Here is a 22,803-nt window from a genome sequence, read left to right as displayed (position 1 = left end):
GTTACCATAAATTTGGAGGCGATGAAAAGTGATTGACACTTCAGGTCTGAGCAAGACCTTCAAAGGCGGCGTGGAGGCCGTCAGCGCAGTCGATCTGTCGGTGCGGCCGGGCGAGATCGTCGGCTTCCTCGGCCCCAACGGCGCAGGGAAGACCACGACCATGCGCATGCTGACCACCCTGCTGCGCCCCACCGCGGGCACCGCCACGGTGGCCGGCCACGACCTGGTCGCCGAGCAGCGGCAGGTGCGCCGGCGCATCGGCTACGTCGCCCAGGGCAGCGGCCTGCCGCCCGTCAGCCCGGTCAAGGGCGAACTGGAACTGCAGGGCATGCTGTACGGCCTGAGCCGCCGCGCCGTCGCCGCGCGAATCGACGACGTCCTGGGCCGGCTGGAGCTCACCGGGCTGGAGACCCAGATCCCCGTCGCGCTCTCCGGAGGGCAGCGCCGCCGCTTCGACATCGCGTTCGCGCTGCTGCACGACCCGGTGCTGCTCTTCCTCGACGAGCCGACCACCGGCCTCGACCCGCAGAGCCGCGCCAACCTGTGGGAGCACGTCCGCGCGCTGCGCGACGGCCGGGGCATGACGGTCTTCCTGACCACCCACTACCTCGACGAGGCCGACGCCCTCTGCGACCGCGTGCTGATCATCGACCACGGCCGCATCGTGGCCGAGGGCGCGCCGGCCGAGCTGAAGACCGGCGGGCGCACGCTCGACGACGTCTTCCTCGACCTCACCGGCAGGTCGCCGCGCGAGCAGGGCACACCGACCGGCAAGGGGGCCTGATGCCGCGCGAGACCTGGCTGCTGTTCCGCCACGACCTGGACGTCACGCTGCGGCAGAAGGCCGGTGTCGTGATCGGCATGCTCCAGCCGCTGCTGTTCCTGGTGCTGTTCGGGCCGATCTTCGCCACCTTCGGCACCTGGGAGACGCTGGTGCCGGGGCTGATCGTCCAGCTCGGGCTGATGAGCGCGGGCATGGCCGGGTTCGGGGTGGTCTTCGACCGGCGCACCGGCGTGCTGGAGCGCATGCGCGTCACCCCGGTCGGGCGGCTGGCGCTGCTGCTCGGCCGGGTGCTCAACAACGTCGTCACGCTGGTCGCGCAGACGCTGCTGCTTCTCGCGGTGGCCTTCGCCTTCGGGCTGCGCGCCCCCGTGCTCGGGCTGGCGGCCGGGCTCACCCTGGTCGCCGTGCTCGGGGCCGGGCTGGCCGCGCTGTCGTACGCGATCGCGCTGACCATCGACGAGCACCTGTTCGCGCCGGTGATGACGACGGCGGTGGTGCCGCTGCTCCTGCTGTCCGGCACGTTCCTGCCGATGTCGATGGCGCCGGGCTGGCTTGACGGCCTGTCCCACGCCAGCCCGTTCCGGTACGTGCTGGAGGCGCTGCGCGAGCTGTTCCACGGCCGCTACCTGACCGGGGCGGTGGCCGCCGGCGTGGCGGTGACGCTCCTGTTCGCCGCCGCCGGGCTCGCGATCGGCACCCGCGTCCACAACCGCGAGCACGCGTAGGAGGGCGGGCCCCGCCCTGGGGCCCGCCCCGAGGCGTCAGGCCGCGTTCCTGGCGCGCCGCTGGAGCGCGGCGAGGATCCCGGCCGGGTCCACGATGCCGTAACCGTAGTCGTAGTCGAAGCCGACCTCGCTGCGGTCCTCGGCCGTCCTGCGCAGCAGCGCCCGCAACTGGGCCGGCGACAGCTTGGCGGCGGGCCAGCGGGTGCGCACCGCCGCCACCAGCCCGGCCGCGACCGGCGTGGCCGCCGAGGTGCCCGAGTCGGCCTCGCCGGAGCCGAACGCCCCGGACCCGAGGAAGTGCGTGTACGCGCACACGTCCGGCTTGCGGGCGGTCAGGCGTCCCGGACCCTGCGAGGAGTACCCGACCCGCTCGCCGTTGACGTCCACGCCGCCCACCGACAGGACCTTCGGGTGGGAGTTGGCGCCCGCGATGGGCCGGCCGGTGAACGCGCAGCGCCCGTCGGGGCACTCGCGCCCGCAGTTGCCGGCCGCGAACAGCACGTCCGCGCCCGCCTTGTCGAGCGCGGCGACCATCAGGTTGAACGGGTGCGCCGCGTTGTCGGAGTAGTTGCCCGGATGCCCCACCGGGAAGTCCCACTCGGGCGAGAACGACCCCCACGAGTTGGTCACCACCAGCGCCCGCGACCCGGCGGGCTGCGCGTCGAGCACGCCGCGCAGGTGCGCGAAGGCCGCCACCGCGTCCGACAGCAGCCCGTCGAGCGCCGAGCCGCCCGGCCGGGCGGACAGCAGCACCGGGACGTCGATCAGCGACGCCTGGGGGGCGGTGACGAGCACGTCGAAGGCGCACATCGTGCCGTGGCCGACCTCGAACCCGCCCGGCCTGCCGCGCACGCCCGGCGGGCTCCAGGAGCGCGCGGCGTCCACCGTGACGGCCCTGCCGAGCCGCCTGGCCGCGTGCGCGGCGTTGATCCCGGTGTCCAGCACGGCCGTCGCCACGCCGGTCCCGTCGAGACCCTCGGCGTGCAGTCCGGGTACGGTCAGCAGCCGCTCGACGTCGTGCCAGTCGCCGGACGGCGGGTCGCCCCCGCACACCGGCGTGGACTCGATGACGGGGTCGGCGAAGACGCCCACCACGTCGGGCCTGAGCGCCGGCAGCAGCGCGACCCTGGCGGTCAGCTCGTCGTCGGAGATCGTGCCGCGCACGAGCACCGAGGCGTCCCCGGCGGCGAGGGAGAAGTCGAGCGGCTGGCTGAGCGAGAGCGGGTCGGCGCCCGCCGCGGGCACGGGCCGGGGCACGGCCACCGGGGTGAAGGCCGGGTCGAGTTCGACCCCGGGCAGCCCGTCGGCGACGTCGGCCGTGGTGACGGTCTGGGCGGGGTCGGCGACCGCCGCGACCAGATCAGGGGAGGGACGGAGCTGGATCAGGATCCGCATGTGCCACCGCCGAAGACGTTTGTGGAGGGAAACGAACCTCCCAACATTCACTCATCCCGACACGTTCGTCCAGCGGATCCGCGCGTTTTGACCTGCGAAAACTCCGCATTTGTGAGGAAGGGGATGACATTTGTTCCGGGACGTCAGACTTCCTTGTCCCCGGTCTGTTCACTACGGTGAGGCGTTATGACGCTCCAGGCGCAAAAGCCGGTAGACGACGGAGAAAAGGCCCATTGGCTGGCCGTGCGGCCGAGGCTCATCCTCGCCAGTGCCTTCATGCTCTTCCTCGAGCTGGCGCTGATCCGCTGGACCGGGTCGAACATCGTCCACCTCAGCTATTTCACCAATTTCGTGCTGCTCGGGTCCTTTCTCGGGATCGGGCTCGGCTTCCTGCGCGTGGGGCGCTCGCGACGGCAGCCGTACTACTCGCCCGTCGTGCTGGCCGTGCTGGTCATCGTCGTGCTGACCTTCCCGGTCACCGTCGACCGCAACACCGAGGGCGTCCTCTACTGGACGAGCCTGTCCACCAGCGGGCCGCCCGCCTGGGCGATCCTGCCGGTGATCTTCTGCGCCGCCGCCGTCGTGCTCATGGGGCCCGCCGAGCTGGTCGGCCGGTGCTTCCCCGAGCTGCCGCGCCTGGAGGCCTACCGCTACGACCTGATCGGCAGCCTCACCGGCATCGTGGCGTTCACGGCGCTGTCGTTCCTCAGCGCGCCGCCGGTGTTCTGGGGGCTCATCGCGGCCGTCTGCTACGGCGTGCTGCTCGTGCCCAGGCCGCGCACGCTCTACGTCGGGCTCGTGGCCGTGCCGGCCGTGGCCGTGGTCGGGCTGCTGCTGGCCGAGACGCTCACCGCCGGCGCGATCTGGTCGCCGTACTACAAGGTCACCACCAAGCAGCTCGTGCAGGTCGGCATCCCCGTCACCGACATCGCGGTCAACGGCATCCCGCACCAGCAGGCCGTGCCCGCCCACGCCCGCCTGCAGTGGGAGGCCCAGTACGGCCTGCCGTACGAGCGGGCGAGCAAGCCGCCCAAGGACGTGCTCATCGTCGGCGCGGGCAGCGGCACCGACGTGGCGATCGCGCTGTCCAAGGGCGCCAACCGCGTCGACGCCGTCGAGATCGACCCCAAGCTGCGCGAGCTGGGCGGCTCCGTGCACCCCGACCGGCCCTACGACGACCCGCGCGTCACCACCCACGTCACCGACGGCCGCGCCTTCCTGGAGCGCACCGGCGCCACCTACGACCTGATCCTGTTCGCCCTGCCCGACTCGCTCACCCTCGTCTCCGGGGCCAGCTCGCTGCGCCTGGAGAGCTACCTGTTCACCGAGGAGGCCATGCGGGCGGCCCGCGCCCACCTCAAGCCGGGCGGCACGTTCTCGATGTACAACTACTACCGCGAGAGCTGGCTCGTCGATCGCCTCGCCTCGACCATGCAGCGCGCCTTCGGCCACAAGCCCTGCGTGGACGTCGTCAGCACCGCCGGGCAGCAGGCCGTCATCACCGCCGGGCTGGCCGCGGCCGACCAGCGCTGCGCCGCCGAGTGGCCGGGGGCGGCGGCCGGCACGCCCGCGCCCGCCGGCGACGACCGGCCCTTCCTGTACCTCAAGGAAGCCACGATCCCGCCGATCTACATCATCACGCTCGGCCTGATCCTCATCGTCAGCCTGCTGGCCGTGCGTGTGGTGGCGGGCCCGTACCGGCGGATGCGGCCGTACACCGACCTGTTCCTGCTGGGTGTGGCGTTCATGCTGCTGGAGACCAAGAGCGTGACCGGGTTCGCGCTGCTGTTCGGCACCACGTGGGTGGTCAACGCGATCGTCTTCGCCGGGGTGCTCGTCGCGGTGCTCGCCGCCGTCGAGGTGACCCGCCGCTTCCGCACCCCGCCGCTGCCCGTCATGTACGGCGTGCTGTTCGCGGGCCTGCTGCTGTCCTGGCTCGTGCCGAACGAGTGGCTGCTGTCGCTCCCGCTCCCGCTGCGGGCGGTGGCCGCCGTCGTGGTCGCGTTCCTGCCGATCTTCGCCGCGAACGTGGTCTTCGCCAAGCGCTTCGCGGAGACGGCCGACGCGACCACGTCCTTCGGCGCGAACCTGCTGGGCGCGATGGTCGGCGGTTGCCTGGAGTACGTGGCCCTGGTGACCGGCTACAAGGGCCTGCTCATCGTGGCGGCCCTGCTTTACGTCGGCGCGATGGCCCTGCTGCCCAGGAAGAACGCCGTCCCGGCGTGAGCGCGTTTCCGGGGCCGCCCTTCCTGGCGCCTTGACCGGCGGTCAGGTGGGTGGTTTCCGCCGGGATATCGGACCTTCCGGAATGGCGCCGGCCGAAGGGCCCGGCGGAAAGGGAAGCCGGTTTCCCGGATATCGCCGGGCGGGCTTCGCCGGCCCGCCCGGCGCGCGGTCATCCGGCGCTGGAAAGGCGCGGGGTCACAGGCCGCAGAGTTCGTCGAGGGACTGCGCCGCGCCCTTCTGGTTGTTGCGGGTCGGCGTCTCGGTGGGCGTGGCGGCGCGGGTCCCGGGCGGTGCCGAGGCGGTCGCGCCGGGCGAGGCGGTCGTGCTCGGTGACGCGGTCGCGCTGGGCGAGGCGCTGACGTTGGCCGCCTGCGCGCGCCGCGGCCGGAGCGAGTCGCTGACCGCCTTCCGCGTCGCCGTACGGATCTTGGCCCAGTCCGGACGCCCCGAGTAGAACTCCGGCGGCACGAACTGCAGGCTGGTGATCTTGGCGTCCTTGACCTTGACCGCCAGCTCCACCAGCGCCGGCAGCAGGCCCTGCGGGATGTTGGTCTGCGCCAGCCGCTTGGCCGCGCCGGCGATCTTCTCGAACCTGGTGAGGATCACCGACGGGGTCGCCTGCTGGGCGAAGGCGCCGATGACGCAGCGCTGGCGGGACATGCGGGAGAAGTCGTCGCTGCCGACGCGGGAGCGCCCGTACCACAGGGCCTGCTCGCCCGTCAGCTTCCGGTAGCCCGCCTTGATGGTGCCCGCGGTGCCGTAGAGGCCGCCCCACTTGACGTCCTCGGTGACCTTGATCCGCAGGCCGCCGATGGCGTCCACGAGGTCGGCGAAGCCGTACATGTTCATCAGCATGTAGTAGTCGATCTTCAGGCCGAGCGTGAAGCCGATGGCGTCCATCAGCGCCCGCGGGCCCTTGTTCTTGCCGCCCATGAGCTGCGGGTTGTCGTTGGCGTACTGCCAGACCTCGTTGAGCAGGCCGCCGTTGGGCAGTTCGGCCATGAACCCGTTCGGGAACTGCTTGTGCAGCGGCGAGGAGGACGGGAAGCGCACGTGCTGCAGGTTGCGCGGCAGGCTGAACAGCACGGTGGCGCCGGTGTTGAGGTCCACGCTGGCCACGTTCATGCTGTCGGTGCGAACGCCGGTCCGGTTGCCGGCCGCGTCGCCGCCGATGAGCAGGAAGTTGACGCGGTCCCTGCCGTTCCACGGGTCGGCGGGGTTGTGGGAGGTCTCGGGCGACTCCGGGTCGGGGTCGGAGGGGAAGATGGCCCCGACCGTGTTGCGGAAGGCCACGACGTAGTTGGCGGTGAGCGCGAACGGCGACATGACCGCCACGCACAGCACGCCCACCACGATGCCGGTGACGATCTGGCCGTGCTGGTTCAGCCGGTTCGGGCCGAGCACCGCGTACGAGGTCGCCAGCACCGCGAACCAGCACAGCGCGAGCACCGAGGAGATCACGACGACCAGCATCATGTTGCCCTCGTGGGCCAGCCAGGACGCGTTGGCCAGGTTCCCGGCCAGGCTCAGGCCGATGGCCAGGGCACCGAGCAGCAGCACCGCGTACACGCTGATCAGCACCAGCCCGGTACGGCGGTGCCCGGCCCGCAGGTGCGCGGCGCCGGGCACGATGGCGGACAGCGCGGTCCAGCCGAGCAGGGAGGCGGGGGTGAGCGGTTTGGCGAAGCGCGGCGCGCCCGGCCGGGGCCGGCTCGCGCGGGACCTGCCCGGCCCGTCGGTCTTGCCGGGGCCGCCGCGCGGCGCGCTTCCGGAACCGCCGGAACCGCCGGAAGCGGCTCTGCCGGACGTGCCGGTGCCGCCCGTCTTGCCGCTGCGGCCCGGCGCGCCGCCGCCGGGCGCGGCGGACTCGGGGTTGCCCGCCGTGCCGGAAGTCGCGCGCGATCGTCGCGTGGGGCGCCGTTTCCTGCCTTCTGGCGGCGTGTCCACCCCATCGCCATTGCTCACACCTGGCTCCTTACCTGCCTACCAGGCAAAACCCGCGTTTTGCCCCCCGATCGGCACAAGATTGCCAGGATTCTAGTCCCCATACCTGGACATCAGAGACATGTGCCCAACCTGAGATGAACACCACGCATCTGTCAGGAGACCGTCGAGGCCGGCGCAAGCCACGTATTGCACTGATATGCCTTGTCTCTCTCCCATCCCTGACGGAACCACCGATTGTTGTTCGCCGGCCTGCCGTGGTCGCGTGGATAGCCCGGATGGTCGCCCACCTGCCCGTAGAACCAGAACAGCCGGCTGCGGTCGGACGTGCTCACCGGGTAGCTCGTCGCCACCGACCGCATCCACATGCCCGCGAAGCAGGTGGCCTGGAGTTCCAGGCGCCGGCTGAGCGCGAGCTTGGTGCTCTGGCTGCCGGACGCGAGCGTCGTGGACCACCACGAGTTCATCAGGCCCGTGATGTTCTGGACGTGGTGGCCGTACTCGTGGGCCATCATGCTGATGATGCCGCCGTGCCAGGAGATGATCTGGCCGTACCCGCGGGAGTTGCCGTTGCCCCTGGCCATGGCCGAGGTGGAGGCGTAGATCGTGTTGTTGCGCGGGCAGTAGTACGGGACGATGCTGCCCGCCGAGGGGTAGTCGCCGCAGGCGCCCCTGCCCCGGCCGGACGCGATCGCGTAGTTCGGCGGCCGGAACCTGATGCCCTGCTTCTCCAGGATCGGCTGCCAGGCCCGGTCCATGCACTTGCCGGTCTTGAGGATCAGTGACTTGAGCTGGGTGTGGTTGAAGATGCTGGCGCCGCCGGCCCGGCAGTTGAGCCGGGGCAGGGTGCCCGCCTTGTAGACCGTGTTGTTCTTCAGGCTCGTGTTGAGCGTGACCCTGGGGGTTTCCGGCTCGGTGTCCTGGGTCGGGCGCTGGGTCGGGCGCTGCGTGGGCCGCTCGGTGGGCCGCTCGCTGCGGGACGGGGTGGAGTCGGTCCTGCCCCTGCTGGTCGGCTCGTCGTCCGGCTCGTACGACGGGATCGCCACCGGTGTCGTCGTGTCCGAGCCGGTGGAGTTCGCGAGCATCGTCCCGCCGATGATCATCAGCACGAACAGCGCCGCCATGCCCCCGAGCACGCTGGCCACGATCCCGAACGCGCCCATCCCCGTCTTCCTGCGCGGCGGCGGCTGCCACTCCTGCGGCGGCATGCGCAGCGTGGGCGGGGGAGGGGGCGGCGGCGGTGGCTGCCCGTACGGCTGGTGCGCGTACGGAGGCAGCTCGTAGGGAGGCGGCTCGTAGGGTGGCTGGCCGTAAGGCTGCTGGCCGTGGGGTGGCTGCCCGTACGGCTGCTGCGGGTACGGCTGTTGCGGGTACGGCTGCCCCTGCGGATGGGTCGGCTGCTGCTGGTACGGGTTCCCCTGTCCGCCCGGCTGCTGCTGGTACGGGCTCCCCTGCCCGCCCTGCGGCTGCGGCTGCCGGTGTCCGGGTGGCGGCCAGGGCAGCGCGTGAGGCCGCTGAGGCTGCCCTGGCCCCTGTGGCGGGGGTGGATATTGCCCGTTCCCTGTCACCGTGTCTCCCCGATTGCCCCGTCGTCCGATATGGATGGCTTTGCCATGCGACTTGTCGGACCATTGCCAAATTTGGGGCAAAAGCATACTGATTTATCACCCGTCACGGATGTAGCAGTGCTCGGTCACAGTCCGAAATCATTCGAGGTGATCTCCGCTATCTCCCGGTCCCGGCGGCGGGCGTTGTCCTAGCTTCATTTGCATGAATCTCCAGCAGCTCCGCTATGTGGTCGCGACTGCGGAGCACCGCACGATGACCGACGCGGCCAGATCGCTCTACATCGCGCAGCCTGCGCTTTCCCGCGCGATCCGCGATCTCGAGCGAGAGCTCGGCATGACGCTGTTCGCCCGTTCCGGTCGTGGGGTGGTCGTCACCGCCCAGGGACGCCGGGTGGTCAAGCTGGCGAGAGAGGCGCTCGACGCGGTACGGGAGATCGAAGGGCTGGCCAGCCAGACCGTCGTCACCGACTCCGAGCTCCGCATCGCCTCCACCCCCAGCCTCGAACCCGGCCTCGCGGGGCGGCTGCTGCCCGCCTACGCGGCCGAGCATCCAGGCGTACGGGTGCACATCGTCCGCTGTGACGGCAGAGACGCCGTCGTCAGCGCCATCAGGGACCAGCGGGCCGACCTGGGCCTCACGGACCTGCCCGTGCCCACCGACCTCATCACCCACCCCCTCGAACGCCAGGAGATCGTGCTGATCTCGCCGCCGGGGCTCGAACTGCCCAACCCGGTGCCCATGGGCAAGCTGCACGGCATGCGCCTGGCACTGCCCGCCCGTGGCAGCATGCGGCGCAGAGAGCTCGACGCCATGTTCGGCAAGTACGCGATCAGCCCCACGGTCGTCGTCGAGACCGACGAACGCAACGGCTGGCTCAACGCCGTCCGCACCGGGCAGGCGTCGCTGCTGTGGTATCGCGGCATGGCCGAGCAGGCCGCGCGCGCGGGCCTGGTGGTGCGCTCGCTCGAACCCGCCGTGCGTCGCGTCATCGCCGTCGTGCACGCCCGTCGCCGGCTGCCGCTCATCGCCCAGGACTTCCTGGCCGCCGCGGAGAAGGGAAGCGCCGCCTGAATCTCATCGGGAACGATCCATTTCCCGTCTCGCGTCCCCCGGCGTGACACGTGAACCGCAGAGCCACGCGGGGCCCGGCACCGACGCCGCGCCCCCTGAGGGCCATCGTGAACCCCCGCCCCGGGGCCGTGCCAGACCGGGTGTGCCAGACCGGGTGTGCCAGACCGGGTGTGCCAGCCCGGTCGTGCCAGACCGGTTGTGTCGGATCGGGGGGCGGGGCCCTGGCGGGCCTGTGCCCGGTCAGCCCGCCACGGGCAGCCGGACCACGGCCCGCAGGCCCGGCCCGGCGTCCTCCAGGACGACCGTGCCGCCGTGCGCCCGCACCGTCTCGCGCACGATGGCCAGCCCCAGCCCGGTGCCGCCCTCGTCCCGGCTGCGGCCGGAGTCGAGGCGGGTGAAGCGGTTGAAGACCCGCTCGCGATCCTGCGCGGGGATGCCGGGCCCGTCGTCGGTGACGGTCAGCACGCCGTCGGCGCTCAGCGCGACCTCGACCTTGGAGGTGGTGTGCCGCACCGCGTTGTCCATCAGGTTCGTCAGCACCCGGCCCAGGTCGAGCGCGTCCCCGCGGACCACGACCGGCTCGCAGGCCGTCAGGCGGGCCTCGGCGTAGCGGTCGGCCGTGCGCCGCACCACCTCGTCGAGATCGACCGGCTCGCGCCGGGCCGGCACGCCGCCGCGCTCGTCCAGCCTGGCCAGCGCGAGCAGGTCCTCGGCCAGCCGGGACAGCCGCATCGTGTCCTCCAGCACGCCCTCGGCGGTCTCCTGCCAGTCCTGGCCGTCGGGGTGCCCGAGCGCCACCTCGAGCTGCAGCCGGATGCTGGCCAGCGGGCTGCGCAACTCGTGCGCGGCGTCGGAGACCAGCGCCCGCTGGCGCTGCTCGGCCTCCTCCAGCCGGGCCAGCATGTCGTTCAGCGTCGTGGCCAGCGAGTGCACCTCGTCGCGCGACTGCGGCACCGGCAGGCGGCGCGACCTGGCCGTGTGCGTGATGTCCGCCGCGCCCCTGCGCAGCGCCGCGATCGGGCGCAGGGTACGGCCGATCATCAGCCAGCTCGCCACCGCCAGCAGCACGACCAGCGCGGGCGTGCCCACCAGCAGCACCCGCCCGGCCGTGACCAGGCTGGTCTGGATCTCGCTGATGGGCCGCGCCGCCACCACCGTCTGCCCCCGGTCCGCGCTGAGCACGACGACCCGCAGGAAGCCCGGGATCGCGTACGGCCGGCCGTCCAGCAGCGTCGCCTGCCCGCTCGCGAGCACCCGCGCCCTGGCCCCGGCGTCCAGCATCGGCACCAGCCGGTCGGCCCCGTACGTGACGTGCGTGATGCGCCCGTCCGCGTCGATGACCTGCACGATCGTGCCGTCGTGCGTGGTGATCGGGCTGGTCAGGGTGCCCGCGTCGGCCGCCACCCGCACCGTCTGCGCCTGCGCCCTGGTGGAGTCGTCCACCGTGGCCATCAGGGCCCGTTCCAGCACGCTCACCAGCACCGAGGCCGACAACGCCAGCGCCAGCGCGAGCACCGCGGCGGCGGCCACCGTGAGCCGGAACCGCAGCCCCTGCCGCCGCCACCAGACCAGCGGGGAGTCAGCCACCGTCGCCCGCCAGCCGGTAGCCCGCCCCGCGCACGGTCTGCAGCGCGTTCCTGCCGAAGGGGGCGTCGATCTTGCGGCGCAGGTAGCCGACGTACACCTCGACCACGTTCGGGTCGGTGTCGAAGGTGTCCCACACGTGCTCCAGGATCTCCGACTTCGACACCACCTCGTCCCGCCGCCGCATCAGGAACTCCAGCAGCGCGAACTCCCGGGGGGTCAGCTCGATGGAGCTCTCCCCCCGCTCGACCCTGCGCCGGGCCGGGTCCAGCGACAGGTCGCCCGCCAGCAGCACCGCCGGCCGCCGCCCCGCGTCGCGCCGCATCAGCGCCCGCAGCCTGGCCACCAGCACCACGTACGAGAACGGCTTGGTCAGGTAGTCGTCGGCCCCCAGGTCGAGGCCGTCGGCCATGTCGTACTCGCCGTCCTTGGCCGAGAGCATCAGGATCGGCACCCAGTTCTCCTCGGCCCGCAAACGCTTGCACACGTTGTAGCCGGACAGCCGGGGCAGCATGATGTCGAGCACCACGACGTCGTAGTCGCCGTGCCGGGCCGCGTGCAGGCCGTCCTCGCCGTCGTGCGCGAGGTCCACGGCGAAGCCCTCGGCCTGGAGCCCACGCTGCAACGCCGCCGCCATCCGCCGCTCGTCCTCGACGACAAGTACTCTCATGTGGCAATTCTCCTGCTCTTCCACTGAGACAACGCTGAGAAGGCTGAGAGTCGTCTCAGACTGTCTCAGGCTTGCCACAGGAAGCATGACGCAGGCTCTGGGCATCGACATACCGTGAAGGAGTGAGATGCGTAGAGGCACGTTCGTGAGGTGGGGAGTCCCGATCGCGGCAGCGGCCGTGATCGGAGCCGCGATCGGAGCCGGCCCCGTCATAGCCGCGGTGAGCGGCGACCCGGTGCTGCCGGAGCGTTCGGCCGAGCAACTGCTCGCCGACGCCGTGGCGGCCACCAACAAGGGAGGCGGGCCGCCGCCGATGTCCGGCACCGTCCAGCAGACGGCTTCGCTCGGCCTGCCGGCGCTGCCGTCGGGCGGGGCGTCGTCGCCGCTGAGCCTGTTGTCCGGTTCGCACGAGGTGAAGGTCTGGTACGGCGCGGCCGACAAGCTCCGTGTGGCCATGCCGACCCAGCTCAACGAGACCAACCTGATCGTGAACGGCGGCCAGGCCTGGTACTGGGACAGCGCCACCAACACCGCCACCAAGCTGACCATCAAGCACGGCGAGAGCGGCCCCGAGCAGGCCACGCCGCTGCCGCAGGAGACCGACCTGACACCGCAGCAGCTCGCCGGGCGGCTGCTGGCCAGGGCCGACGAGCACACCGCCGTCCGCGTGATCAACACGGCGGAGGTGGCGGGCCGCGCGGTCTACCAGCTCGTCCTGGCGCCCAAGGCCGACAACTCGCTGGTGCAGGAGATCCGGATCGCCCTCGACGGCGAGACGTACGTCCCGCTCCAGGTCCAGGTGTACGCCAAGGGCTCGGCCGAACCGGCCTACCAGGTCGGGTTCACCCAGGTGACGTTCACGCCCCCGGCGGCCGAGAACTTCACCTTCACCCCGCCCGCGGGCGCCAAGGTGGAGGAGAAGACGCTCGGCCTGGACGAGGGCTTCGGCAAGCACGCCGAGGAGCGCGCCGAGCACGCCAGGGACGTCGCGGGCGAGGTCAAGGCCGTCGGCGAGGGCTGGACGACCGTCGCGGTCGTGCCGTTCTCCCCGTCCGACCTGACCGGAGCCCAGCAGCAGGGCGAGGGCGGTGAGCAGAGCGCGGTGATCGACAACGTGCTCAAGTCCGCCACCCCGGTGAGCGGCACGTGGGGTTCGGGCAGGCTGATCAGGACCAAGCTCGTCACGGCCCTGCTGACCGACGACGGCCGGCTGCTGGTCGGCGCGGTCACCCCGGAGGAGATCACCAAGGCGGCGGGCATCAAGTGACCGTCGTCACGCAGGAAGCGGGGGCGCCCTTCGGGGCGGCCCCGCCCTCCGGGGACGCGGCGATCCGCACCCGGGGGCTGACCAAACGCTTCAGAGGCGGCCAGGTCGCCGTGGACACGCTCGACCTGAGCGTGCCGCGCGGCTCGGTGTTCGGCTTCCTCGGGCCCAACGGCTCGGGCAAGACGACCACGATCCGCATGCTGCTCGGCCTGGTGACGCCCACGGCGGGCGACTACTCCGTGCTCGGGCTGCCGCAGGCGCGGGCCCTGCCCAAGGTGGGCGCGGTGGTCGAGGGGCCGGCGTTCTACCCGTACCTGTCGGGCTCGGCCAACCTGGCGCGCTTCGACGCGGCCGACCCGACCGCGCCCCGCGGCACCGCCGCCCGGCGGGTCGCCGACGCCCTCGACCGGGTGGGCCTGTCGGCCGCCGCGGGCAAGCGCTACCGCAACTACTCCCTCGGCATGCGCCAGCGCCTGGCCATCGCGGCGGCGCTGCTCGGGCCGCGCGAGCTGCTCGTGCTGGACGAGCCCACCAACGGGCTCGACCCGCAGGGCACCCGCGAGGTGCGCGCGCTGGTCAAGGAGATCGCCGCGGAGGGCACGACGGTGTTCGTCTCCTCGCACCTGCTGGCCGAGGTCGAGCAGATGTGCACGCACGCCGCGATCATGCGTACCGGGCGGCTCGTCGCGCAGGGCACGATCGCCTCGCTCAGCGCCGGCCTGGCCGCCCGGATCAGGGTGGAGACGCCGGACGCGGCCGGGGCCGCCCGCGTGCTGGCCGGGCTCGGCCTGCCCGACGTGCGGGCCGGCGAGCGCGAGGTCACGGCGGAGCTGGGCGGGCACGCGCCCGAGGAGGTCAACGCCGCGCTCGTGGGGGAGGGCGTGGCCGTGCGGGGGCTGGCCGTGGTGCGGCCGAGCCTGGAGGACGTGTTCGTGGGACTGACAGGGGAGGGCTTCGATGTCGACGGGTGACGGTACGACGCCGGCTCGCACCTCGGGGGCGCCGGCGTCCGGACCGGCGCAGGGAGAGGGCGCCAGGACGGCCACGCTCGGGCCGCGGCGCACCCCCGGCCTGGTGCCGGTGACGGAGACCATGCGCACCGCCGAACGCCGGCCGGCCGGGCCCGGGAACGAGCCCGCGAACGGGCCTGCGGAGCGGGCCGTTCCCGAGCCCGCCCGTACGACGGCGGTGGGGGCGTTCCTGCGGCTGCTCGGCTCGGAGCTGGGCCTGACCTTCCGCCGCCCGCGCAACCTCGTCATGCTGGCCGTGCTCGCCGTGGTGCCGGTGATCGTCGGCGTGGCACTGCGGCTGTTCGGCTCGGGCGACGGCGAGATGGGCGGGATCGTCCAGAACGTGGTGGGCAACAGCCTCATGCTCACGTTCGTCTCGTTCTCGTTCCTGGTGCTGCTGCTGATGCCGGTGGCCGTGAGCGTGGTGGCGGGCGACTCGATCGCGGGCGAGGCCGGGAGCGGCACGCTGCGCTACCTGCTGGCCGCCCCGGCCGGGCGCACCAGGCTGCTGGCGGTCAAGTACCTCAACGCGGCCCTCTACTCCTACGCGGTGACCGCGGTGGTGGCGCTGTCGGCGCTGGCCACCGGGCTGATCCTGTTCCCGGCCGGGGACGTGACGCTGCTGTCGGGGACCACGATCTCGCTGGGGGAGGGCCTGCTGCGGATCGCCGTCGCGGTCGGGTACGTCGGGGCCGCCATGGCGGCGCTGGCCGCGGTCGCGCTGACGCTGTCGGTGTTCACCGAGGTGGCGATCGGGGCCATCGCGGGGACCATGGTGCTGGTCATCGTCTGCCAGGTGCTGCGGGCCATCCCCGAGCTGAGCGCGATCACGCCGTACCTGCTGCCGACCAGGTTCATGGACTTCGACGCGGTGCTGCGCAGCCCGATCGACACGGCGGCGCTGCGGGACGGGCTGCTGACGTTCGGGGCGTACATCGTGCTGTCGGGGTCGATCGCGTGGGCGCGCTTCTCCGGCAAGGACATCACGTCCTGATCACCGCCCCGGCGGCCGGGCGCGCCACCCGTACGGGGCGACGCGGCCCAGGCCGCGGGACGCGGGCTCAGGCGGACGGGCGGCGCCGCAGGCCCAGGAAGCCGACCACGACGCCGATGACGCCCACGACCAGCCCGGCCCCGCCCAGCAGGCGGGCCGTGCCGTCCGAGGACGAGGCCGCGGCCACCGGCGTCACCGACGGGGCGGTGGCCTCAGCGGTGGCCTCAGCGGTGGCGGCAGCGGCGGCGGGACTGGCCGGGGGCGCGCTCGCGGCGTGACCGTCGCCGTCAGCGGCGGCGGGCACCAGCTTGAGCTGCGGCGCCGGGTGCTCGGCCTCCGTGCCGTCGGTCTTCGGCGCGTCCGCCCAGTCGACGACCTCGCCACCGGAGTAGGTCTGCTTGGTGGGGAAGGTCAGCGAGTCGACGTCCTTGGGCAGTTGCCCCATGGACACCTCGAACTCCTGGAACTGGCCGGGCTCGATCTTGCCGCCCTCCCAGACGACCTTGGTGACGGCCTCCTCCAGGTCGCCGTACTCGGTCTTGACGGGTGCGGGCAGCTTGCCCTCGGTGACCTTGACCTTCCACCCGGGCACGGGCTTGACGGACACGAAGGCCAGCGGGTGGTCGGTGGGGAAGGAGACCTCGACCTTGGTGGTCGAGGCGTCGTCGCGCTCGTTCGGCACCCGGAAGGCGACCTTGGTGAACCCGCCCTGTTCGGCGGTGCCCGGCTGGATGGTGACGTGGGCCAGCGCGGGCAGGGCCAGGCCCGCGGTCAGTGCGGTGGCGGCGGCGAGCACGGTCGCGGCACGGCGTACGAAGGACATGCGAGAACTCCACTTGGACGATGAGCGTGAAAAAGGGGTGTCAGACGGTCAGGCGGGAAGTGGAGGACCACGCCTGGCCACGCTGTGCCGGAAATCCGGCAGCGGCGGCACCACCCTGGTGCGGACGACCGGCACGCCGGGCCGCGACACGGGCGCGGCGGCCGGGAAGGGGAGCAGGACGACGAGCCGGCGGCCGAGCCGGCGCAGCAGCGACCAGAGCGCGCTCTCGCCGCGCGCCAGCCACAGGCCGGTGATCACCGTGGCCGTGAGGTGCGTGAGCAGCATGCCGGCGTTGACCGCCAGGCCGCCCTGGGCGTGCCCGTGCACCGAGACGTAGGCGGCGCCCTCGCCCGCGAACAGCTCGTGCAACCCGAGCTGCGCCCCGGACAGCGCCAGGGTGATCGTGCCCGCCGAGCGCTCCCTGCCGCACAGCGCCAGACCCAGCGCGGACACGCCCGCGAGCCCGAGCGCGGCGGCCCACGGCGCGGGAGCCGCACCGCCGCCGAGCACGTGGGCGAGGGCGGCCAGGGTCACGCAGACGGCGGCGAAGGCGGCCGTCCGCGCGAGCCGGAGGGGAAGTCGCGCGCGCATGGGTGGGTCCCATGCTCTCACGGGGCGGCCGGTCGGGAGACCTCAAGTGCCAAGCTGCGCAATGCCTGGTCCGAAATGTGTATTTATCGCTAGGGTCGGTGCCGACCGCGTCGACATTGAGGTGAGAACGTTGCGGCACTTAGGTGGTTTGCTGGTCGGCCTTGTGGTGACGGCGGCTGTGCTCGGAGGCGGCGGATGGGCGGTGCAGCAGGCCGCCGCCAACGCCGCGGCGACCCCGCCGGTCGATCAGAAGTTGTGGATCGCACTCGGCGCGATGGCCGCCGTCGGCCTGGTCGCCGGGCTCGTCATGGCCGGGCGGATCTCCCCGATGGCGACCTTCGTCCCGTCGCTGGTGCTGCTCGCCTGGACGGTGGTGTACGCGCTCGACGCGAACCGGGCGCTGTCCTTCGTCCCGGCCGAGCCGTCGGTCAACCAGATCGTCCGGGACATCGGGACCGGAGCCAGGACGTTGCTCACGACCGGCGTGTACGCCCTGCTCGGCGTGGCCCTGTTCATCCCCGTGCTGATGCCGTCGCGCTGGTCGCGGCGCGACGACGACCTCGACGACGACTACGAGGCCACGCCGGAGGGCAGCTACTACTGACCCGCTGCCACTGACCCGGGCCCCCGGGCGGACGCGGCCGGCCCGCGCCCGCCGGCCCTGGTCAGGTGCCGGTGTAGAGGCGCGTGACGACCTCCTCGATCGACGACTGTCCGGGGGCCGTGGCCATCAGGTCGTCGAGGGTGCCGTCGAAGGCCAACTGTCCGTGGTCGATCAGCATGACCCGGCGGCACAGCCGTTCGATGTCGCCGAGATCGTGCGTGGTCAGCAGCACGGTCGTGCCCCGCTCGGTGTTCAGGCGCTGCAGGAAGTCGCGGATGCCGGCCTTGCTGACCACGTCGAGCCCGATCGTCGGCTCGTCGAGCACCAGCACGTCGGGCGCGTGCAGCAGCGCCGCGGCCAGGTCGCCGCGCATGCGCTGCCCGAGGCTGAGCTGCCGGACCGGGGTGCGCAGGAACTCGCCCAGATCCAGGGTTTCGGTCAGCTCGGCGAGCCGGGTGGCGAAGTCGGCGCGCTCCACCCGGTAGAGGTGCCGGATCAGCTCGAAGCTGTCCTTGAGCGGCAGGTCCCACCACAACGTCGTGCGCTGCCCGAAGACCACGCCGATCCGCCGGGCGAGCGTGGTGCGCCGCCGCGAGGGGTCCAGCCCCGCCACCCGGACGCTGCCGGTGGTGGGGGTGAGGATGCCGCACAACATCTTGATCGTGGTGGACTTGCCCGCGCCGTTGGGGCCGAGGTAGCCGACGAACTCCCCCGGCGCGACCCGGAACGACAGGTCGCGTACGGCGTGGACGACGTTTCTGCGCACCTTGAACGAGCGCCCGGCCCGGTCAAGTTCGATCATCGGTCAACTCCCCGTGGATCGGTAGTGGCGGATGCCCTGCCGCCAGGCCAGCGCGGCGACCAGGGCGAGGACCAGCGCGGCGGCCGGTCCGAGGAAGCGCATGAACCCGGGCGTGCCGAAGGGGTCGTCCCGGCCCAGCACGTACAGGCCGGGCTGCCAGTTGACGAAGGCCAGCGGCAGTACGTACGTCACGCCGCTGACCAGGTCGCGGGCGTAGATGCTGAGCGGGTACTGGGTGAGCGTGCTGCTGCCGTAGGTGAAGGTGTTGACCACCTCGGGCGCGTCGGTCAGCACGAACTGGGCCGCCCCGGCGATCGTCCAGAGCGCGGCGAAGATGACGATCCCGGTGATCACCATGACGGGGATCATCCAGGCGCGCCCCCAGTCGAGGCTGAGCGCGACGACCGCGTAGCCGAGCACGGCCCCGGCCTGCAGGACGCGCCCGAGGCGGTTGGCCACGAACCGGTCGGTGGCGAGCTGGATCCACGCGCTGACCGGCCTGATCAGGAACGTGTCGAGGGTGCCCGCCTTGATGTGCTCGCTGACCCGGTCGATGTTGCTGACGAAGGTGTCGCAGATGGTGAAGGCCACCGCGGACGTGCCGTACAGGAACAGCACCTCGTCGCGGGAGAAGCCGCCCAGCGTGGTGGTGTTGGCGAAGATGATGAGGATCACGCCCACGTCCATGGCGGCGACGAAGACGCCGAGCACGGTCATCAGCGCGAACGAGGCGGGGTAGGCGGCGGCGGCGCGGGTCCAGGTCCACATCAGCAGGGCGTACGTCCTAACCACCCTGGATCACCACCTTGTGGCGGATCGCCCGGGTGGCCAGCGCGCCCAGCCCGAGCAGGACCACCGCCCACAGCGCCTGGAAGGCGAGCGTGTCGAGCACCGGGGCCTTGCCGAGGTAGAGGTCGGTGGGCAACTGCACCATGGCCGCCCACGGCAGGACCATGACGAGGTCGCCGAGCCAGCCGGGGAACAGGTGCAGCGGCAGCATCATGCCGCTGAAGAACGTCGTGAGGACCAGGGACAGGACCGCGACGCCGCGGTCGTCGAGCAGCCAGCAGACCGACAGCGCGACCAGGTAGCGCCAGCCGAAGCTGACGACGACGGCGATCGCGAAGCCGGCCAGGAACGCCAGCCACCGGCCGGGGTCGGCGGGGAAGTGGATGCCGAACAGCGCGGCCCCGAGCAGCATGGGCGGGATGCCGCGCACCAGGAACAGGTAGGCGGCCCGGCCGGTGTCCTCGGCGAGCGCCCACAGTTGCAGGGACGCCGGGCGCACGAGGTCGAGGGCGATGTCGCCGCTGCGGATGCGCTCGGGGATGTTCAGGCCGCCGCCGAAGAGCTGCATCGGCCCGATGAACGCCTGGGTGACGAAGCAGAAGGTGACGGCGTCGGTCACGTCGTAGCCGGCCAGGCCGGGGCGGGCCTGCCACAGGGCGATCAGCGTGTACGCGCGCAGCACGCCGAACACGCTGTTGGTGAACGCGCCGGCGAGCGCGGCCCAGACGTAGGTGGCGTGTTTTCGGAAACCGTACCGGACGAGCCGGGCATAGAGCGGGATGGTTTTGCACCTCCGGGGGGTGATGACACGGTGACGGACCGTGCTTGGACCCGCGCGCGGGTCGGCAGATGGGAAACACGGAATTATCCGTTGCGGGTCCGGCCGCCCGCAACGTGATAAACGGGGCCGTGCCGGGCTCTGTGAGGTCCCCGCCGGGCGGGCATGTCATCGGCCCGAAATATCCGCGTAAGAGATGAGTTACTTACTGACCGGTAGGAATCTGGTGTAAACGGGAAGAAAGGTAATGAGAGGGGGCGGCGGCATGCGCGTCGACACCGATGTGGTCCCGGAGTATCCGTTGAGCTGGCAGGCCCGGGCGCTCACCGGACTGCTGCGCGGCACCGTGAAACCCGCCTCCAGCCTGCTGATGCGCCACCCCCTGGCCCTGGTGGGGGCCGCCCGCCTCGGCGATCTGGCGCGCCTGGTGCACGTACCGCCGCCCGGGCACGTCGTGGTCGCCCCCGCGGCCTTCTCCGACTGCGGCGGCGAGTGGGTGCGCGGCGGGCCGGAGCTCGACGAGGCCAAGGCCGTGCTCTACTTCCACGGCGGCGGCTACTTCTCCGGCTCGCCGCGCACCCACCGGCCCATCACCTGGCGGCTGTCGGAGGCGGCCGGGCGTCCGGTGCTGGCGCTGGACTACCGGCAGGGGCCGGAGCACCGCCTGCCCGACTCGCTGGCCGACGCGCTCGACGCGTACGCGTGCCTGCTGCGGCGCGGGCACGCGCCCGGGGACATCGTGCTCGCGGGGGACTCCGCGGGCGGCCATCTCACGCTGGCGACCCTGCTGGCGCTGCGCGACAGGGGCGAGCCGCTGCCCGCGGCGGCGATCTGCCTGTCACCGTGGGCCGACCTCACCGACGTGCCCCGCGAGGCCAACCGCCGCCAGGACCCGATCCTGCCGGCCGGCCGGGTACGCTGGCTGGCGCGCCGGTGGACCTCGGGGCTCGACCCGTTCGACCCGCTCGTCTCGCCGGTGCACGGCGACTTCACGGGGCTGCCGCCGCTGATGATCGTGACGGGCTCGACCGAGTTGCTGCGCGACGAGGGCCACCGGGTGGCGCGGCGGGCACGGCTGGCCGGCGTGCCGGTCAGGTACGAGGAGTGGCCCCGCATGCCGCACGTCTTCCCGATCCTGGCCGACGTGCTGCCCGAGGCGCGGCTGGCCTTCCGGCACATCGCGGGGTTCCTGCGCGCGGTGGCCGGAGCGCCCGAGCGGATGGGGGGATCGGCGGCGGCCTGAATTTTCGCCTGTCCCCTATTCCGGGTGATGGGCTTACGGCCGGCGAAACGGGGAGTGTAAGGTTAGGTATACCTAACCTTATGTAGGGGGATTGTCCAATGGCGGACGAGCGCACGGATCATCATCGGGGAATCGTTCAGCGGGTCGAGCGTATCTCGCGCCACATGGTCCGCGTCGTCGTCGGCGGCGACGGGCTGGCCGGCTTCGCCACCACGGGGTTCACCGACCACTACGTGAAGCTGGTCTTCCTGTGCGAGGGCGTCGAGTATCCGCGGCCGTTCAGCGTCAAGACGTGCCGCGAGACCATGCCGCGCGAGGTGTGGCCGAAACTGCGCACCTACACCGTACGGGCCTGGGATCCCGACACCCGCGAGCTCACCCTCGACTTCGTGGTGCACGGTGACGAGGGCCTGGCCGGCCCCTGGGCCGACCGCGCCCGGCCGGGTGACGAACTGCTCATGCTGGGCCCCGGCGGCGGCTACGCGCCCGACCCCGAGGCCGGCTGGCACCTGTTCGTGGGGGACGAGAGCGCGATCCCGGCCATCGCCGCCTCGCTGGAGGCGCTCCCGGAGGGCGTGCCCGCCCGCGTCCTGATCGAGGTGGACGGCCCCGAGGACGAGCAGAAGCTCGAGACGCGCGCCGACGCGCACATCGTGTGGCTGTACCGGGACGACCGCCCGGTGGGGGAGCGGCTCGTGGCCGCGGTCCGCGAACTGGACTTCCCCGACGGGCCCAGGCAGGCCGTGCACGCGTTCGTGCACGGCGAGGCCGGCTTCGTCAAGGAACTGCGCCGCCACCTGCGCCTGGAGCGGGGGATCCCGCTCGAGCGGCTGTCCATCTCCGGCTACTGGCGGATCGGCGTGGACGACGAGGGCTGGCGGCAGGTCAAGGGTGAGTGGAACCGGCGGGTGGAGTCCGAGGAGGCCGCGGCGATCGCCTCCTGACCCGCGCGACGCCTGCTGTCACACCCCTTACTGACCGAGAAGGAATGACCGCCTTACCTCTGATACCCCTTGGGTAAGACATGCGGAAAGCCCGCCCCCTGTGCCGTCACAGTGTGCCTTGCCATGACCCTGATCAGGAGAGGCGAAACCGGATGGCGCGTGGTGTGAGCGACCTGCCTCCTGGCGTGCGACCGCTTACCGTGGGGGACCCGGTCATCATCGGCCGATACCTGCTCCTGGGCCGCCTGGGCACGGGCGGGATGGGGGTGGTGTACCTGGCGGAGCACCCTCAGGGTGGCCTGGTGGCGCTCAAGACGCCGCACGTGGTGCACCTCAACGATGCCACGTTACGGGCGCGCTTCGCCGAGGAAGTGGCTTTCTCGCGCAGATTGGTGCCCTTCTGCACGGCGGCGGTCATCGAGGACGGCACCGACCGGGAGCGCCCGTACCTGGTCACCGAGTACCTCCCGGGCCCCGCGCTGTCCCAGGTCGTCACGGCCACCGGCCCCCTCCCGCCCGACCTCGCCCACGGGGTGGCGCTCGGCGTCGCGGCGGCGCTGGTGGCGGTGCACGAGGCGGGGCTGGTGCACCGCGACCTCAAGCCGGGCAACGTGCTGCTGTCGGCGAAGGGGCCGCGCGTCATCGACTTCGGCATCGCCCGCGACGTCGACACCCTGGCCGCGCACACGCAGGCCGGGCAGGTCATGGGCAGCCCCGGATGGGTGGCCCCCGAACGGCTGACCGGCGGCGTCGCGCTGCCCGCCTCCGATGTCTTCGCCTGGGGCTGCCTGGTGGCCTTCGCCGCCACCGGGCAGCACCCGTTCGGCGGGGGCGAGCCGGACGTGCTGACCCGGCGCATCCTGTTCGAGCCGCCGCGCCTCGAGGGCGTACCGGCCATGCTCAGGCCCGCCGTCGCGGCCGCCCTGGCCAAGGAGCCCGCCGACCGGCCCGGGGCGGCCGGCCTGCTGCGGGCGCTGCTGGCCGCCGTGG

General features: G+C 72.2%; 21 protein-coding genes. 11 read left to right on the top strand and 10 right to left on the bottom strand.

All coding sequences use genetic code 11. The features are described from left to right. The first annotated feature begins 28 nt into the window (after nt 1–28). Both FAF44_RS37205 and FAF44_RS37200 read left to right on the top strand, forming a co-directional pair. Entirely contained in the window at nt 29–784 is a 756-nt protein-coding gene (locus FAF44_RS37205) for an ABC transporter ATP-binding protein (RefSeq protein ID WP_237108045.1), read from the top strand. Continuing rightward, nucleotides 784–1,509, top strand: coding sequence for an ABC transporter permease (locus FAF44_RS37200; protein ID WP_237108044.1), 726 nt, complete (start codon nt 784–786; stop codon nt 1,507–1,509). Before FAF44_RS37205 ends, FAF44_RS37200 begins: the two co-directional genes overlap by 1 nt. Nucleotides 1,510–1,545: 36 nt before the next feature. Here the strand turns inward: FAF44_RS37200 and FAF44_RS37195 are convergent, their stop codons facing one another. Continuing rightward, nucleotides 1,546–2,904, bottom strand: a complete 1,359-nt coding sequence (locus FAF44_RS37195; protein ID WP_237108043.1) for a S8 family serine peptidase — start codon at nt 2,902–2,904, stop codon at nt 1,546–1,548. A gap of 276 nt (nt 2,905–3,180) precedes the next feature. Here FAF44_RS37195 and FAF44_RS37190 point away from each other — a divergent pair, with 276 nt between their 5' ends. Beyond that, nucleotides 3,181–5,130, top strand: a complete 1,950-nt coding sequence (locus FAF44_RS37190; protein ID WP_237108042.1) for a spermidine synthase — start codon at nt 3,181–3,183, stop codon at nt 5,128–5,130. Between the two features lie 195 nt (nt 5,131–5,325). Here FAF44_RS37190 and FAF44_RS56045 read toward each other — a convergent pair whose 3' ends face one another. Then, nucleotides 5,326–7,095 (bottom strand): LCP family protein, encoded by a 1,770-nt coding sequence (locus FAF44_RS56045; protein ID WP_237108041.1) that lies wholly within the window; start codon nt 7,093–7,095, stop codon nt 5,326–5,328. 134 nt (nt 7,096–7,229) lie between these two features. After that, nucleotides 7,230–8,642: a neutral zinc metallopeptidase gene (locus FAF44_RS56040; protein WP_237108040.1), complete on the bottom strand. Its 1,413-nt coding sequence runs from the start codon at nt 8,640–8,642 to the stop codon at nt 7,230–7,232. Between the two features lie 202 nt (nt 8,643–8,844). Here FAF44_RS56040 and FAF44_RS37175 point away from each other — a divergent pair, with 202 nt between their 5' ends. Further along, nucleotides 8,845–9,714, top strand: a complete 870-nt coding sequence (locus tag FAF44_RS37175; RefSeq protein WP_237108039.1) for a LysR family transcriptional regulator — start codon at nt 8,845–8,847, stop codon at nt 9,712–9,714. 240 nt (nt 9,715–9,954) lie between these two features. Here the strand turns inward: FAF44_RS37175 and FAF44_RS37170 are convergent, their stop codons facing one another. Beyond that, nucleotides 9,955–11,301: a cell wall metabolism sensor histidine kinase WalK gene (locus FAF44_RS37170; RefSeq protein WP_237108038.1), complete on the bottom strand. Its 1,347-nt coding sequence runs from the start codon at nt 11,299–11,301 to the stop codon at nt 9,955–9,957. Then, nucleotides 11,294–11,968 (bottom strand): response regulator transcription factor, encoded by a 675-nt coding sequence (locus FAF44_RS37165; protein ID WP_237108037.1) that lies wholly within the window; start codon nt 11,966–11,968, stop codon nt 11,294–11,296. Before FAF44_RS37165 ends, FAF44_RS37170 begins: the two co-directional genes overlap by 8 nt. A 127-nt stretch (nt 11,969–12,095) precedes the next feature. Here FAF44_RS37165 and FAF44_RS37160 point away from each other — a divergent pair, with 127 nt between their 5' ends. The 3 genes from FAF44_RS37160 to FAF44_RS37150 are packed head-to-tail and all read left to right on the top strand — an operon-like array spanning nt 12,096 to nt 15,239. Continuing rightward, nucleotides 12,096–13,235, top strand: a complete 1,140-nt coding sequence (locus FAF44_RS37160; RefSeq protein WP_237108036.1) for a DUF2092 domain-containing protein — start codon at nt 12,096–12,098, stop codon at nt 13,233–13,235. Further along, on the top strand, nt 13,232–14,206 hold the full coding sequence (locus FAF44_RS37155) for an ABC transporter ATP-binding protein (protein WP_237108035.1): 975 nt from the start codon (nt 13,232–13,234) through the stop codon (nt 14,204–14,206). The genes FAF44_RS37160 and FAF44_RS37155 overlap by 4 nt, the downstream gene beginning before the upstream one ends. Then, on the top strand, nt 14,193–15,239 hold the full coding sequence (locus FAF44_RS37150) for an ABC transporter permease (RefSeq protein WP_237108034.1): 1,047 nt from the start codon (nt 14,193–14,195) through the stop codon (nt 15,237–15,239). Before FAF44_RS37155 ends, FAF44_RS37150 begins: the two co-directional genes overlap by 14 nt. A 67-nt stretch (nt 15,240–15,306) precedes the next feature. On the opposite strand, the gene FAF44_RS37145 is transcribed toward FAF44_RS37150, so the two are convergent. Together FAF44_RS37145 and FAF44_RS37140 are read right to left on the bottom strand one after the other, a co-directional pair. Then, the gene (locus tag FAF44_RS37145) at nt 15,307–16,062 is read right to left on the bottom strand and encodes a YcnI family protein (protein WP_237108033.1); all 756 of its coding nucleotides are present in this window, start codon (nt 16,060–16,062) and stop codon (nt 15,307–15,309) included. A gap of 48 nt (nt 16,063–16,110) precedes the next feature. Then, a complete protein-coding gene (locus tag FAF44_RS37140) occupies nt 16,111–16,653 on the bottom strand; it encodes an MFS transporter (RefSeq protein WP_237108032.1) in 543 nt (180 codons plus the stop codon). 148 nt (nt 16,654–16,801) lie between these two features. Here FAF44_RS37140 and FAF44_RS37135 point away from each other — a divergent pair, with 148 nt between their 5' ends. Beyond that, nucleotides 16,802–17,257 (top strand): hypothetical protein, encoded by a 456-nt coding sequence (locus FAF44_RS37135; protein ID WP_237108030.1) that lies wholly within the window; start codon nt 16,802–16,804, stop codon nt 17,255–17,257. A 61-nt stretch (nt 17,258–17,318) separates the two neighbouring features. Here the strand turns inward: FAF44_RS37135 and FAF44_RS37130 are convergent, their stop codons facing one another. The 3 genes from FAF44_RS37130 to FAF44_RS37120 are packed head-to-tail and all read right to left on the bottom strand — an operon-like array spanning nt 17,319 to nt 19,530. Beyond that, entirely contained in the window at nt 17,319–18,059 is a 741-nt protein-coding gene (locus FAF44_RS37130) for an ATP-binding cassette domain-containing protein (RefSeq protein ID WP_237108028.1), read from the bottom strand. Between the two features lie 3 nt (nt 18,060–18,062). After that, nucleotides 18,063–18,851: an ABC transporter permease gene (locus FAF44_RS37125; RefSeq protein WP_237108027.1), complete on the bottom strand. Its 789-nt coding sequence runs from the start codon at nt 18,849–18,851 to the stop codon at nt 18,063–18,065. Further along, the gene (locus tag FAF44_RS37120; RefSeq protein WP_237108026.1) at nt 18,844–19,530 is read right to left on the bottom strand and encodes an ABC-2 family transporter protein; all 687 of its coding nucleotides are present in this window, start codon (nt 19,528–19,530) and stop codon (nt 18,844–18,846) included. The genes FAF44_RS37125 and FAF44_RS37120 overlap by 8 nt, the downstream gene beginning before the upstream one ends. A 361-nt stretch (nt 19,531–19,891) precedes the next feature. Between FAF44_RS37120 and FAF44_RS37115 the strand changes: the two genes are divergently transcribed. From FAF44_RS37115 to FAF44_RS37105, 3 genes are all read left to right on the top strand, one after another. After that, nucleotides 19,892–20,869 carry an alpha/beta hydrolase gene (locus FAF44_RS37115; protein WP_237108025.1) on the top strand — a complete coding sequence of 326 codons (978 nt, stop codon included), beginning with the start codon at nt 19,892–19,894 and terminating at the stop codon, nt 20,867–20,869. 98 nt (nt 20,870–20,967) lie between these two features. Beyond that, nucleotides 20,968–21,813, top strand: coding sequence for a siderophore-interacting protein (locus tag FAF44_RS37110; RefSeq protein WP_237108024.1), 846 nt, complete (start codon nt 20,968–20,970; stop codon nt 21,811–21,813). A gap of 185 nt (nt 21,814–21,998) precedes the next feature. After that, nucleotides 21,999–22,803, top strand: an 805-nt coding sequence (locus FAF44_RS37105; RefSeq protein WP_237108023.1) for a serine/threonine-protein kinase, incomplete at its 3' end; no start/stop codon positions are given.

It is taken from the genome of Nonomuraea sp. MG754425 (assembly GCF_021699195.1).
Taxonomy (GTDB): Bacteria; Actinomycetota; Actinomycetes; order Streptosporangiales; family Streptosporangiaceae; genus Nonomuraea.
The sequence above is the reverse complement of the archived record's forward strand: the minus strand, read 5'-3'. Positions and strand labels throughout refer to the sequence as shown.